Origin of the sequence: Candidatus Competibacter phosphatis, assembly GCF_012939995.1 — a bacterium.
Lineage (GTDB): Bacteria > Pseudomonadota > Gammaproteobacteria > Competibacterales > Competibacteraceae > Competibacter > Competibacter phosphatis.
Genome location: NZ_SPMZ01000035.1, coordinates 15,384 through 27,538 on the forward strand (window position 1 = coordinate 15,384; position 12,155 = coordinate 27,538).

14 protein-coding genes, 1 pseudogene and 1 riboswitch are annotated in these 12,155 nt (G+C 59.4%); of the genes and pseudogenes, 8 read left to right on the top strand and 7 right to left on the bottom strand.

Features of this window, described 5'->3' with window-relative positions:
• Positions 1 to 297 precede the first annotated feature (297 nt).
• The 4 genes from E4P82_RS12500 to E4P82_RS12510 all read left to right on the top strand — a co-directional run bounded on the left by E4P82_RS12500 (position 298) and on the right by E4P82_RS12510 (position 2,560).
• On the top strand, positions 298 to 438 hold the full coding sequence (locus E4P82_RS12500; RefSeq protein ID WP_169249203.1) for a winged helix-turn-helix domain-containing protein: 141 nt from the start codon (positions 298 to 300) through the stop codon (positions 436 to 438).
• Between the two features lie 68 nt (positions 439 to 506).
• On the top strand, positions 507 to 896 hold the full coding sequence (locus E4P82_RS12505; RefSeq protein WP_169249204.1) for a transposase: 390 nt from the start codon (positions 507 to 509) through the stop codon (positions 894 to 896).
• A gap of 241 nt (positions 897 to 1,137) precedes the next feature.
• Positions 1,138 to 1,545, top strand: coding sequence for a hypothetical protein (locus E4P82_RS22175; RefSeq protein ID WP_246327561.1), 408 nt, complete (start codon positions 1,138 to 1,140; stop codon positions 1,543 to 1,545).
• Positions 1,523 to 2,560, top strand: a complete 1,038-nt coding sequence (locus tag E4P82_RS12510) for a hypothetical protein (RefSeq protein ID WP_246327562.1) — start codon at positions 1,523 to 1,525, stop codon at positions 2,558 to 2,560. The genes E4P82_RS22175 and E4P82_RS12510 overlap by 23 nt, the downstream gene beginning before the upstream one ends.
• Before the next feature lie 147 nt (positions 2,561 to 2,707).
• On the opposite strand, the gene E4P82_RS23210 is transcribed toward E4P82_RS12510, so the two are convergent.
• From E4P82_RS23210 to E4P82_RS12530, 5 genes and pseudogenes are all read right to left on the bottom strand, one after another.
• Entirely contained in the window at positions 2,708 to 2,974 is a 267-nt protein-coding gene (locus E4P82_RS23210; protein ID WP_312914930.1) for a hypothetical protein, read from the bottom strand.
• A complete protein-coding gene (locus E4P82_RS12515; RefSeq protein WP_312914932.1) occupies positions 2,964 to 3,581 on the bottom strand; it encodes an energy-coupling factor ABC transporter ATP-binding protein in 618 nt (205 codons plus the stop codon). Before E4P82_RS12515 ends, E4P82_RS23210 begins: the two co-directional genes overlap by 11 nt.
• The gene (gene cbiQ / locus E4P82_RS12520; RefSeq protein ID WP_169249205.1) at positions 3,578 to 4,330 is read right to left on the bottom strand and encodes a cobalt ECF transporter T component CbiQ; all 753 of its coding nucleotides are present in this window, start codon (positions 4,328 to 4,330) and stop codon (positions 3,578 to 3,580) included. Before cbiQ ends, E4P82_RS12515 begins: the two co-directional genes overlap by 4 nt.
• Positions 4,317 to 4,637, bottom strand: coding sequence for an energy-coupling factor ABC transporter substrate-binding protein (locus tag E4P82_RS12525; protein ID WP_169249206.1), 321 nt, complete (start codon positions 4,635 to 4,637; stop codon positions 4,317 to 4,319). The genes cbiQ and E4P82_RS12525 overlap by 14 nt, the downstream gene beginning before the upstream one ends.
• Positions 4,634 to 5,304, bottom strand: a pseudogene (locus tag E4P82_RS12530) (energy-coupling factor ABC transporter permease). The gene E4P82_RS12525 and the pseudogene E4P82_RS12530 overlap by 4 nt, the downstream one beginning before the upstream one ends.
• Before the next feature lie 123 nt (positions 5,305 to 5,427).
• Positions 5,428 to 5,646: riboswitch (cobalamin riboswitch) on the bottom strand.
• Positions 5,647 to 5,813: 167 nt separating this feature from the next.
• Here E4P82_RS12530 and E4P82_RS12535 point away from each other — a divergent pair.
• From E4P82_RS12535 to tsaD, 4 genes are all read left to right on the top strand, one after another.
• Positions 5,814 to 7,331, top strand: a complete 1,518-nt coding sequence (locus E4P82_RS12535; RefSeq protein WP_169249207.1) for a cobyric acid synthase — start codon at positions 5,814 to 5,816, stop codon at positions 7,329 to 7,331.
• A complete protein-coding gene (cobO, locus tag E4P82_RS12540) occupies positions 7,328 to 7,939 on the top strand; it encodes a cob(I)yrinic acid a,c-diamide adenosyltransferase (RefSeq protein ID WP_169249208.1) in 612 nt (203 codons plus the stop codon). The genes E4P82_RS12535 and cobO overlap by 4 nt, the downstream gene beginning before the upstream one ends.
• A complete protein-coding gene (locus E4P82_RS12545) occupies positions 7,939 to 9,234 on the top strand; it encodes a cobyrinic acid a,c-diamide synthase CobB (protein ID WP_169249209.1) in 1,296 nt (431 codons plus the stop codon). The genes cobO and E4P82_RS12545 overlap by 1 nt, the downstream gene beginning before the upstream one ends.
• 120 nt (positions 9,235 to 9,354) lie before the next feature.
• Positions 9,355 to 10,371 carry a tRNA (adenosine(37)-N6)-threonylcarbamoyltransferase complex transferase subunit TsaD gene (tsaD, locus tag E4P82_RS12550; RefSeq protein ID WP_169249210.1) on the top strand — a complete coding sequence of 339 codons (1,017 nt, stop codon included), beginning with the start codon at positions 9,355 to 9,357 and terminating at the stop codon, positions 10,369 to 10,371.
• Between the two features lie 24 nt (positions 10,372 to 10,395).
• On the opposite strand, the gene E4P82_RS12555 is transcribed toward tsaD, so the two are convergent.
• The gene (locus E4P82_RS12555) at positions 10,396 to 11,313 is read right to left on the bottom strand and encodes an ADP-ribosylglycohydrolase family protein (protein WP_169249211.1); all 918 of its coding nucleotides are present in this window, start codon (positions 11,311 to 11,313) and stop codon (positions 10,396 to 10,398) included.
• A gap of 163 nt (positions 11,314 to 11,476) precedes the next feature.
• The gene (locus E4P82_RS12560; RefSeq protein WP_169249212.1) at positions 11,477 to 12,154 is read right to left on the bottom strand and encodes a general secretion pathway protein GspB; all 678 of its coding nucleotides are present in this window, start codon (positions 12,152 to 12,154) and stop codon (positions 11,477 to 11,479) included.
• Position 12,155: the final 1 nt, after the last annotated feature.

The following is a 12,155-nucleotide window of genomic DNA, read 5'->3' on the forward strand; positions in this document are numbered from 1 at the left end:
TTGTGACTTATTGGAAGTCTCCGATGCGTTTGTCAGCAAATGAAAGATCATCTATGAAAATGAAGATGCCGGTGGACTGCGATTGCATTACAAAGGCGGCCCTAAATTTTTAACGGACACCCAGCGCTGGTTGTTACCCACAACTCAGATAATCTCAGCAAAATCAATTATATGATAAATATTTCATATGGCTGATTTTACAAGAGTTTTTTCGACTTATGGGTAAAGGCCAGCGCCCAGCGACGTGAAATCTGTTTTCATTTGATGGACAAACCTCATTATAGCGTGGAAGAACTCATGGACTTGATCGAGCGGCGCTATGATGTCGTTTATCAATCGAAACAATCTTACTACGATATTCTGAAAGAAGCGGGACTGAGTTGGCATCGAACTCAGGCGATGAACCCGAAAAAAAGAAAAAGGGTCTGGTGTTGCTGAAACAAGAGGAGATTAAAAAAAACTAGAGGCTCGGCAGGCAGAAATAGTAGAAGGTCAAGCCATTGTTTATGCTCAAGATGAGTGTCATTTGTTGTGGGGCGACACGACAGGGTACGTGTGGGGTCAGCGAAACGAAAAAAACGGGGGTCCCGATTCAAAACATCAAACAAAGACAAACCTATTATGGCGCACTGAATCTTTATCATCGTGATTTTGTCCTGATGCCTCACGATGGTGGGAATAGTGAAAATACCGTTGCTTTTATCAAGCACTTGCAAAATCTCAATCCTGATAAAAAGCTCATTCTGATTTGGGATGGAGCCAGTTACCATCGTAGCGAAGAAGTTCGCGCGTATTTAAATCAAGTAAATGAAGACTTGGAAGAGAAGAACTGGAAAATTACTTGTCTATTATTTGCACCGAACGCTCCCGAACAAAACCCAGTTGAAGATGTGTAGTTGAGAGGGGGAAAAATTTTTTTTGTGAAAAGCATTTTTTTATAAGAATAAAAACATTCCGACAAATAAAGAGATGTTTTTTCTGATTTTTATCAATCAACAGACTTTTGATTTAAATAAGATTGACCGGTATTTAAACATTCCACAATCCGTATAGGAAAACTATATGGTTGCTTGTACTGGGGAGCTTAAACTAAAAAAGCTGTGATCTATCCCTGTGTTACTCACTTGGAGACAAACTATGACACAAGATATTCGTAGTCGTCTTGAAAATGCACTCGGAAAGCCGATTGACGATATCTGTCCGAACAGATTCCATGACCACAACGCGAATCACTGTGCTCATTTCGTGAGCCACATGATGGGACTAGATTTTTCCTTCAATTGCCGCGAATACAAAGGAGGCTCCCAACAACCAGCGAACATTCGGGTACACGAGGTATTCAAACAATGCCCGAAGGTTGGACAATGGTCGGACCGCCCCACCACCGATGGCCCATTGCTTGTTTTCGTAACACGCACCAACAATGTGGATATTCATACAAAGACAATGGGCAATATCCCGCAGAAACATATCGGCGTTTTTTATAAACGGGCATATCTATCATTATTCCAACTCCAAGGAAATGGCAGTCAAATGGGCACCTGAAACATTTCTCGAAACTTTCGAGAGGACCTACTCCGGCACTCAGAGCCTGTTCTTCGGCACGATTCCGGGATCCGACCTGATCCTGCACATCCGGGAAGATCCGCAAAACGTTTCCCGCGGCAAGGCATTTGCCCTGGAGAAAACAGATGGTCGCTGGATGGGGCGTTGCGATGGCGAGTCGAAGTTTCTAATCGGACGCGAAACATCCAATGGCGATTACGTGGGACTTTTTATGCGCCCTAGTGAGTATTATGGACCACGATACAAGGGCGAAGATTATGTGGATCGTATCGACCACTGGGCCTATCTGCTGGAACTGACCGGGCATTGCGAAAGCCTCAACCATTTCAACCTGATCAACACTTATGACAGCGCGAAATTCACGTTCGGGTTCTACCAGATGGCCGCTCATACGCCGGACGACAATCTTATCCTGTTCTTCCATCGGCTGGCGGAGATGGAAGAGTTCCACGACTATTTTCCAGAACTTAGCCTCAAGGATGGTCGCTTGCACCGTCAGAACGAAAATGGCGGGCTAACCGATCTGGAACAGGTAATGTCGACCGGCCCGAATAGACGCCGGCAACTCCAGCTTTTCATGAATTACCTAAACCCGCGACTCAGAGAGCATGATCGGCAGGAAGTGCTGCAATCGGCGCGTATGATACATTGGTCAAATACCTCCGGAGAGATGCGAGACCTCCAAGTGGAATTGGCCAACCAGATCCTTCAGCACAAGATGGGCGATACTTATTCCAGATGGTACAACCTGGATGGTCAATCCGACGTGATCTGTGCGCTGATCGCTGACATCCATCACCAAGGCCGGGCCAGCCGTGCCAAGGTGAAGGCAGCCCTGAGATCCGCAGATCCGATGGAGAAGCTGATTACCGTAAATTCCAACTATAGCGGCCGGATTGCCGCTTTGCGCGAAAAGCTCGAAGAGATGACTGAGGCCGGCACCCTAGGCATCAAGAGATACGTCGCGGGAGTCAATGAGTTCATTAAACCCTAGCGGGGCTTCACCTCATCCCAACGAGTCTTAAGCCGATCCGGGTTGAGCTAGGCATCAAATATGGCGCATCGCAACGGATAGGCGTGACACTTCGGAACTGGAATTGGTGGGTTACGCTCCGCTAACCCGCCCTAAAAAATTCACAAATCATCCGGGAACGCCAATATCCGGGATTGAAGGATCGGAGTTGGGCAGACGCTCCCGCAGCAGCGTCAACAACGCCGCGCGGGTACGAGGCAATGGTACGCCATTGCGGCCCGCGCCCAAAGCTTGGGCCAGTTCCAATAATAAAGGGGGTTTCAGATGTGCCCGCGCCAACAAAGTGCGATTATCCAGCACCGCTGTCGTTTCGCCCTGATCCGATATTTGGCCTTCATTCAGTACCGCAACCCGATCGGCCCAGCTATAAGCCAATTCCGTATCGTGCGTCGAAAAAAACCAGAGTGGTGCCCGCTTGATGCAAGCCTTGCAAAGCACCTAAGAGATGGGTCACGCCATGGCTATCGAGGCCGGCGGTCGGTTCGTCCAGCACCAGCAATTCCGGGCGCATGGCCAGCACTCCGGCAATGGCGACCCGCTTTTTCTGGCCGAAACTGAGAGTATGGGTGGCGCGGCTGGCCAATGAGGTAATCCGCAGCGCCTCCAGGGCCTCATGGACGCGAAACCGCGCCTCCGCTTCGCTCAGCCCCAGATTCAAGGGGCCGAAGGACACATCCTGTTCGACCGTGGCCGCAAACAGTTGATCGTCCGGTTCCTGAAGTACTAGGCCGACCCGCCGCCGCCACTGATTGAGCCCCTGGCGGTCATAACGCCCGGGTTGACCGTCGAGCAACACCATGCCATTGGTGGGCCGCAAGGTGCCGTTGAGATGCAGCAGCAAGGTGGTCTTGCCGGAACCGTTGCTACCCAGCAGCGCCAGCTTACGACCGCGTTCGATGGCCAGATCGAGACCACGCAAGGCAAGGAGTTGATCGGGATAGCGGTATTCCAACCGCTGAAGGCTAAGCAGAGGGCCGCTCATGACCCGCCGCGTCCCAGAATCCAGCCGCTCAGACCCAACAACCCAACCCAAGTGATTCCTGTCATCAAACGAGGCCAGGACAGCGCGCGTTCCGTGTTCAGCACCCGCAATTCGCCGGTGTACCCTCGGGCAGCCAAGCCGATTTCCATGCGTTGCGCCTGATGCAAGGCGCGTTGAAACAGGTTGCCCGCCAATCCACCCACGGAATGCAGACCGCGATCGAAGCGGACATAACCCAAGCGAGCGGTTTGCGCCTGCTGTCCGGTAATGGCGCGCTCGGCGAAGACGAAGATCAGGCGGTACACCAGTTGAACCAGTTCGATCAGCCCGGCGGGAACGCCCAAGCGGCGCGACAGCGCGATCAAATCGGTCAAGGGGGTGGTCAGGGTCAGGAACGCCAGGCAACTGACCGCCGCCAAGGCGCGCACCGTGGTTTCCAAGGCCAACCACCAACCTTCCGAGGACCACTGCCAATGAAAACCGTCGGCGAAGGAAATCGAAACCGCCAGAAAGGGTGCACCCATCACCAGAAACGCCGCCGGCGCGGCCAAAACCTGTAGCAAGGCACGCATTGGAACTCCGGCGCCATACACCGTGGCCCAAGCCATGCTGGCCAGAATCAGCGGTCCGCTACTCAAGGGTGGCAACACCAGGGTCAAAATCAGCAGGCATCCAGCGGGCAACAGTTTTTCCGTTGGATGCCAATCACGCCAACGATTGCTCCAGGCGTAATGATCAATCGCCCGCATCGACCTGATCCCGCGCTTGCCGCCGTGCCTGGGACTGGCCGCGCCGGAGACCGAGATAATAGCCCAACAATCCGCTGCCCAATGCGGCTTGCAGGGCAAACAACAGGCTTTCGATCTCACCGCTGGGGGGCTCCCAGAACGGTTCGAACCAGGGCTGATACTGGGGATTGACGGCGGTGATGGCGGCCTGTCCCTGATCGTCGGTACCGGTGAAAGGTTCTTTCAATCCGCTGGGCAGCGGCAACACCAAGGGCAGGATCGCCAGCACCAGGACCAGGGCCAACAAGATGAGATTGGTGCGTTTCATCGGCCGCCTCCCGGCGCAAAAGCCAACTGATTCAGATCGTCGCGGCTGTATTGAGTCAGCAGGTTGATGACGATGACCGTCAGCAAACCCTCGATAATAGCCAAGGGAACTTGAGTCAGCGCGAACACGCCGACGAACTTGGCCGCCGCGCCGGCAAAGCCGCTGACCGGATCGGGAAAGGCCAAGGCCAGTTGGCCGGCGGTGACCATATAGGTCGCTAAGTCGCCTAGAGCCGCCGCCAGAAACACGCTGACGGCCAATGGCGCATGCAGTCGGCGCGCGCCATGGAACACCGCGTAGGCGATCCAGGGACCGGCGATGGCCATCGAGAATGCGTTGGCACCCAAGGTCGTCAAGCCGCCATGGGCTAGCAGCAACGCCTGGAACAGCAGCACGATGGTGCCCAGCAACGCCATGACCGACGGACCGAACAGGATCGCACCCAAACCGGTACCGGTGGCGTGGGAACAGCTTCCGGTCACTGACGGCAGCTTGAGCGCCGACAGGATAAAGGCATAAGCCCCGGACGCCGCCAACAACAACTTGACTTGCGGTTGTTCCCGCATCAAACGATTGACCCGATAGGCGCTGACCACGACGAACGGCAAGGAAATCGCCGTCCACGCGGCCGCGTGCAGGGAGGTAAAAAACCTTCGGCAATATGCATGATGAACCTTCCTGAATAAGCAGCGATCAGGAGGGCATCTGGGAAAACGGCACCGCAAGCTGTGACGACGGACGCACTGGCTGGAGATGGTCTGTAATCCCGGAGCACCCCGCCCGGAATCCAACTGGCAACCGTCATGGGCAGGTCTCCTGGCTCACAGGTCTTCGTCGTTCGCCCAGCCTTCCCAGTCTTTGGGACCAGTGGCGCAGCAGAGGCACGACTCGCTGTTTACAGTTGCGGGGGCAGCCCTGGAATTGGCGACCCGAGAGTCACCGCACCAGATTCCCTTTTCATCTCCACTGAGCGGATCGCCCGTGGAGAACCACATGTCGTTTGTGGGTTTCATGCTAGCGCCGAGAACGGTGGGGCGTCAACTTCATCGATCCGACCACCGCCCGATTCCACCCGACGGCGTGCCCGCGACGAGGCGTCCGAACTTGGCCGTCTCGTTTCCACAACGCCAAGCGGATTGTTATAGTGCGGGTTCTTCGCAACCCATCACGATCCTCATGAAGACCCCTTCCCTGATGGTGCAGGGCTGCACCTCCGACTCCGGCAAGAGCACCCTGGTGGCGGCTTTGTGCCGCATCCTGCATCGGCGCGGCGTGCGTGTGGCGCCCTTCAAGCCGCAGAACATGGCGCTCAACGCGGCGGTGACCGTGGATGGCGGCGAGATCGGCCGCGCCCAGGCTTTGCAGGCCCTGGCCGCCGGCCTGGAACCGCATACCGATTTCAATCCGATCCTGCTCAAGCCCAGCACCGACCGACAGGCACAGGTCATCATTCACGGCCGGGTGGCCACCCAGCTCGATGCCCAGGCTTATCACGCCTACAAGCCACGGGCCATGCCGGCGGTGCTGGCCTCGTGGGAACGGTTGTGCGCGCGCTACCAATGCGTGGTGGTCGAAGGCGCCGGCAGTCCGGCCGAAATCAATCTGCGTGATCATGACATCGCCAACATGGGCTTTGCGGAAGCGGTCGATTGCCCGGTGCTGCTGGTCGCGGATATCGACCGGGGCGGCGTGTTCGCCCACCTGGTCGGCACGCTCGAACTGCTCTCCGCCAGTGAGCGCGAGCGCGTCGTCGGTTTCGTGATCAACCGCTTTCGCGGCGATCTGGCTATCCTCATGCCCGGCATCGACTGGCTGGAACGCCGCACGGGCAAACCGGTGTTCGGGGTACTACCCTACCTGCACGGGCTTTATCTCGACGCCGAGGATGCGCGCGCCAGCAGCGTTTTCGAGTCCAGCCCACCTCGCCTCACGGTCGTAGCGCCGGCCTATCCTCGGCTCTCCAATCACAACGACCTCGATCCCTTGCGCCTGCATCCCGAGGTCGATTTTCGGTTCATCTCTCCTTCGGAGACGCCGCCGCCAGCCGATGTGGTGGTATTGCCCGGCTCCAAGGCGGTGCGCGCCGATCTGGCTTGGCTGCACGCCCACGGCTGGGAGGATTATTTGAAGCGCCATCTGCGTTATGGCGGCAAACTGATCGGTCTGTGCGGTGGCATGCAGATGTTGGGCAAGGCGCTGCACGATCCGCTGGGCCTGGAGGGCGAAGCAGGCAGCGTGGCCGGACTCGGCATGCTCGATTTGACCACGACCTTGGGCGAAACCAAGCAGTTGCGCCAAGTCAGCGGGCACCTGTGCCTGCCGGACGCACCAGCGTTTATCGGCTACGAAATCCATCAAGGCTTGAGCCACGGCCCGGCGCTCGAACAACCCGCCGTGCGTCTGGACGATGACGGGCGCGGCGATGGCGCGCAAAGTCCCGACGACCAAATCCTTGCGACCTATTGCCACGGTCTGTTCGATCATCCAGACGCCCTGGCTGCGTTGCTGCGCTGGGCCGCGCCAAAGACCGGGGACGCCACGCCTTTCTTGCGCGTCGACCCGCTGGCCCGCCGCCAAGCCGACCTAGACCGACTGGCCGATGCCGTCGAAGCAGCCCTCGACATGGACAAAATACTGGCGCTGCTGATCGGAACCGACGTTTCCCCCCATCGACCGGATCCGCTGCCCAAATGAACGATGCATTCGACACCGCCGACCACCGGCACGCGCAACGCATGGCGCGCAAGAAAATCGTGATCGACGACAAGAAAGCCGCAGCCACTCAAGCGCGCGGGGTGGTAGTCCTGCATACCGGTTGCGGCAAGGGTAAATCCACCGCCGCCTTCGGCGTGCTGGCGCGCGCGCTCGGCCACGGCCAGACCGCCGCCGTCGTGCAGTTCGTAAAAAGCCGCGCCGACACCGGCGAGGCCCTGTTCTTCCGCGATCACCCGCGCGTGCATTGGCACGTCATGGGCGCGGGATTCACCTGGGAAACCCAGGACCCGACGCGTGACGCCGCCGCCGCGCGGGCGGCCTGGGAGCAAGCTGTGCATTATCTGAGCGATGACACGCTCGACCTGCTGATCCTCGATGAGATCACCTACGCCTTCAAATACGGTTGGCTGGACGCGCCGGAGGTGATCGCGGCCTTGCATGCCCGGCCACCGATGCAACACGTCCTGCTCACCGGCCGGGCCGCGCCGCCCGCGCTGATCGCGGCCGCCGACACGGTGAGCGACATTGCCCTGGTCAAGCACGCCTTCCAGGCAGGCGTACCGGCCATGCCGGGGCTGGAATTCTGATGCCGCGCTGCCCCGCGCTGTTCGTGGCGGCGCCCGCCTCCGGTCAAGGCAAGACCACCGTCACCGCCGCGCTGGCCCGCCTGCACGCCCGGCAAGGACGCACCGTGCGCCTCTTCAAGTGCGGACCGGACTTTCTCGATCCACAGATCCACCAATTCGCCAGTGGTCAGCCTTGCCATACCCTCGATCTCGGCATGTGCGGCGCGGCTGATGCCGCATGGCGATTGGCGGCCGCTGCGGAAACGGCCGACCTGATCCTGATTGAAGGGGTAATGGGGCTTTTCGACGGCCAGCCTTCGGGCGCCGATATCGCTCGCCAATTCGGCGTACCGGTGATGGCGGTGATCAATGCCCGCGCCATGGCTCAGACCTTCGGAGCACTAGCCCACGGCCTGGCCACCTTTCAGCCCGATCTGCCGTTTTCCGGGGTGCTGGCCAATCATGTCGGTGGTACCGGTCACATCGAATTACTACGCGCTAGTCTGCCGCCCGGCCTGCGTTTTTACGGCGCCATCCCCAGAGATGCCGAGGCGGCGCTGCCCGAGCGCCATTTGGGCTTGTTGCAAGCCGGCGAAATTACCGATCTCGGACAACGCCTGGATCGCATCGCCGATCATCTCGCCGCCACCGGCGCGGCGGAATTGCCCCCTCTGGTGGAATTCCCCGCCACCCCGGCGCCGGTCGTGCCGCCGCTGCTGTCCGGTCGGACCATCGCCATCGCCCACGATGCCGCCTACGGCTTCCTCTACCCGGCCAATCTCGACACCTTGCACGCCTTGGGTGCCCGGCTCGAATTTTTCTCGCCACTGGCTGGCGATGCCCTACCCGCCTGCGACGCGGTCTGGCTGCCCGGTGGCTATCCCGAGTTGTACGCGACTGAACTGGCGACGCGGCGCGAGCTGTGGACGGCGCTGTCGACCCATGTCACCGCCGGCCGTCCCGTACTGGCTGAGTGCGGCGGCATGATGAGTCTGTTTACCCAGTTGCGCGATCAAAGTGGCCATGTTCACACGCTGGGCAACCTTTTACCCGGCGAGGTGGTCATGCAACCCCGGTTGTCGGCGCTCGGCACCCAAACCGTCACCCTGCCGGAAGGGGATTTTCGCGGCCACACCTTCCACTACTCGAAGGCAAGCACGTCATTGACGCCCATTGCCCAGGCCACGCCGTTCTCGACTCGTCGGCATGGGCAGGCCGGCGAAGCAATCTATCGCCAGCAACGGCTGACGGCGAGTTATCTGCACCTTTATTTTCCGTCGAACCCGGTGGCCACCGCGCGCTTGTTCCTGCCTTGACCCCGCCGATGTTGGCTTGCTCGCAAGTACGGCCCTTGGAAAAAAACCGGGCACGAATCGATCAACCCTGACTGACCTGTTTCAGTCAGGTCACGAGAAACCGATCAGGTGGCAAACGGCATGTTGATTCTCGGCATTGAAACATCCTGCGACGAAACCGGCGTGGCGCTTTACGACAGCGAGCGGGGTCTGCTGGCGCACGCGCTGCACAGCCAGGTCTCGCTGCACGCCGAATATGGCGGAGTAGTACCGGAACTGGCCTCGCGCGATCATGTGCGCAAGCTGTTGCCGCTGCTGCGGGAAATCCTCCAGCGAGCGGGCGCTTCTCCAAACGCGATCGAAGGCGTGGCTTACACCCGTGGGCCGGGGCTGATCGGCGCGCTGCTGGTAGGCGCGGCCATCGGTCGCGGCCTGGCCTGGACTTGGAATATTCCTGCCATCGGTGTGCATCACATGGAAGGGCATCTGCTGGCACCAATGCTGGAACCGGAACCACCGGAATTTCCGTTCGTGGCGCTGCTGGTGTCCGGGGGCCATTCGCTGCTGGTGGAAGTGGATGGCGTCGGTCGGTATCGCATTCTGGGCGAGTCGGTGGACGATGCCGCCGGCGAGGCGTTCGACAAGACCGCGAAACTGCTGGGCTTGCCGTATCCTGGCGGGCCGGCGCTGGCCCAGCTGGCGGAACAGGGCGACCCGCAACGGTTTCGTTTCCCCCGGCCGATGACCGATCGACCCGGCTGCGATTTCAGTTTCAGCGGGCTGAAGACCGCCGCCATCAACACCTGGCGAGGATTGGAACCAACGCCGGCGAACCGAGCCGACGTGGCGCGCGCCTTCGAGGATGCGGTGGTGGACACGCTGGCGATCAAATGCCGACGAGCGTTGCAAGCCACCCGATTACGACGGCTGGTGGTAGCTGGCGGCGTGGGCGCCAACCGGCGGTTGCGGGAGCGGTTACGTGAACTGGTCGCGGAACTCGGGGGACAGGTTTACTACCCCCGGCTGGAATTCTGCACCGACAACGGCGCAATGATCGCCTATGCCGGTTGGCGACGATTGACGGCGGGCCAGCGTGAAGGGATGGCGATCGAGGTGCTGCCGCGCTGGCCGCTGGACAGTTTGCCGGCAGTGGATTGAGAAACCCCGCAAGACGACGCCGACTCAGGGTCGTTTTTCGAAAAGATTGTTCGCCAAGCGCCGGATCAAATTGCCATGGGCCAGGCATTCACGCCATTCCCGCGGGATGTCGTCGACCCCATAATATGCGCCGGCCAACTGCCCGAAGATGGCGGCGGTGGTATCGGCGTCATAACCCAGATTCACCGCCAGCAAGCTACCTTCCCGAAAATCCGAAGACCGGTTGAACGCCCACAGCGCCGCCTCAAGCGATTCCACGACATAGCCGCTCCCGAAGACTTCATTCTGCCTTTTCCGCTTGAAGGAACCGGCGGCGACTTTATCGATCTCGGGACATAACGGCTCTTGCTCCCAAAGATGGGCAACAGGCGTATATCGCGGTGAAAGCAGCTCTTCCTTGGCGACCCCTTGCAGCGCACCAATCAGCAGTCCCGCGAAGTATCGGCACGCATCCAGGCAAGTCGTGGCGCCATGGGTCGTTCGCGAACTCTCCGCGCTAAGCTGGATGGCGGTTCTGGGCTTGGACGCGAAGAACAGGGGAACCGGCGCCAGACGCATGAGACTGCCGTTCCCGGCCGAGTAAGGACTGGTGGGACCGGAAAATGGGTCTCCAGTGTGAGCATAGCGCCGCAAGGCCTGGGAAACCGTATTGCCGATATCGAAACAGCGACCATTGCTGCTGAGATACCCTTCGCCCCACCATCGGGTATATCGCTCCATTTGATCGCGCGCGTCGAACGCGCGGCGAACGACGAGGCTTTCCGCGAGGCAAAGCGCCATCGAAGTGTCATCCGTCCATTGACCTTTTTCCAGCTTGAATGGCCCGCCTCCGACCATGTCCGTCAAGGGCACGAAACTGCCAGGCACCTTGAATTCGACCGTTGTCCCCAAGGCGTCGCCCGCAGCCAGTCCCAATAAACATCCTTCGTAACGTAATCGCATTGCAAGCACCAACTTTAATTCGACATTCCAAGCGACCGCCCCGGTGTCGTGAAGTTAAAAAAGCGACAAGTTGCGTGCACAACCTGCCTGGAAACCATCAATAGCCTAAAGTCGGGTAAGTGCCCTGATACCGGGCTTGGCCGCGTTGGGTTTAAACACGGCATCAGTGCCGTACCGACAACTGGAAGCGCCGACCGTCCTGACGCAGGATCGCGCCATCACGGACCACGCTTTCCAGCACCGGCCCCTCGCTCAGCCGCTCGCCTTCCCGATAGTGTCGGCCATTGATGACCACAAAGCGTTTATCGGGATCGGCGCTGTAGATGTGAATATCGAGATTGAGGGCGGGCATGCCGCGCCGGTCGGCGGCGGGCAGCGGTTCCGGCGGCATCAGTTCCGGTACGGGCGCGATGGTCACGGAGCCGGGCACGATTGGCCAAGCCGGCTTCTGGTGCTTCTCCCGACTGGCCGGAGCGACAATCGGGCGCACGGGTTCGGACTCGACCGTTTGGCCGACCGCCTCCTTGCTGGACACGGCAGGCGTTCCATCCTTCTCCGATGCCGCTGACGTGGATGGCGGGGAACGGGGTGGTGCGGGCGTGGCGGCTGGAACGGCTGCCGCCGGGGCGGCGACGGACGCGGACTGGGGCACCGGCTGGGATCGACCAAGGAAGAAAGCCAGCAACAGGGCATTGAGCCCAAGCGCCAGAACCGTCACGCCGTACCAAAACCGGCGACTCCGTGTCGGTTCCGTCAAGGGTGGCACGGCGGTCAGCGTCGGTGGCTGACCGAGATGGCGTTCCTGTTCCGCCTTGCGCAACGCATCGAGGATATAAGACATC

What these genes read in the sequence shown, in the direction of transcription:
- E4P82_RS22175 (WP_246327561.1), top strand. Translation starts at nt 1,138, where the DNA reads ATGACACAAGATATTCGTAGTCGTCTTGAAAATGCACTCGGAAAGCCG.
- E4P82_RS12560 (WP_169249212.1), bottom strand. Translation starts at nt 12,154, where the DNA reads ATGTCTTATATCCTCGATGCGTTGCGCAAGGCGGAACAGGAACGCCAT.
- E4P82_RS12555 (WP_169249211.1), bottom strand. Translation starts at nt 11,313, where the DNA reads ATGCGATTACGTTACGAAGGATGTTTATTGGGACTGGCTGCGGGCGAC.
- cobO (WP_169249208.1), top strand. Translation starts at nt 7,328, where the DNA reads ATGAACGATGCATTCGACACCGCCGACCACCGGCACGCGCAACGCATG.
- E4P82_RS12500 (WP_169249203.1), top strand. Translation starts at nt 298, where the DNA reads ATGGACTTGATCGAGCGGCGCTATGATGTCGTTTATCAATCGAAACAA.
- E4P82_RS12535 (WP_169249207.1), top strand. Translation starts at nt 5,814, where the DNA reads ATGAAGACCCCTTCCCTGATGGTGCAGGGCTGCACCTCCGACTCCGGC.
- cbiQ (WP_169249205.1), bottom strand. Translation starts at nt 4,330, where the DNA reads ATGCGGGCGATTGATCATTACGCCTGGAGCAATCGTTGGCGTGATTGG.
- tsaD (WP_169249210.1), top strand. Translation starts at nt 9,355, where the DNA reads ATGTTGATTCTCGGCATTGAAACATCCTGCGACGAAACCGGCGTGGCG.
- E4P82_RS12510 (WP_246327562.1), top strand. Translation starts at nt 1,523, where the DNA reads ATGGCAGTCAAATGGGCACCTGAAACATTTCTCGAAACTTTCGAGAGG.
- E4P82_RS12525 (WP_169249206.1), bottom strand. Translation starts at nt 4,637, where the DNA reads ATGAAACGCACCAATCTCATCTTGTTGGCCCTGGTCCTGGTGCTGGCG.
- E4P82_RS12505 (WP_169249204.1), top strand. Translation starts at nt 507, where the DNA reads ATGCTCAAGATGAGTGTCATTTGTTGTGGGGCGACACGACAGGGTACG.
- E4P82_RS12545 (WP_169249209.1), top strand. Translation starts at nt 7,939, where the DNA reads ATGCCGCGCTGCCCCGCGCTGTTCGTGGCGGCGCCCGCCTCCGGTCAA.
- E4P82_RS12515 (WP_312914932.1), bottom strand. Translation starts at nt 3,581, where the DNA reads ATGAGCGGCCCTCTGCTTAGCCTTCAGCGGTTGGAATACCGCTATCCC.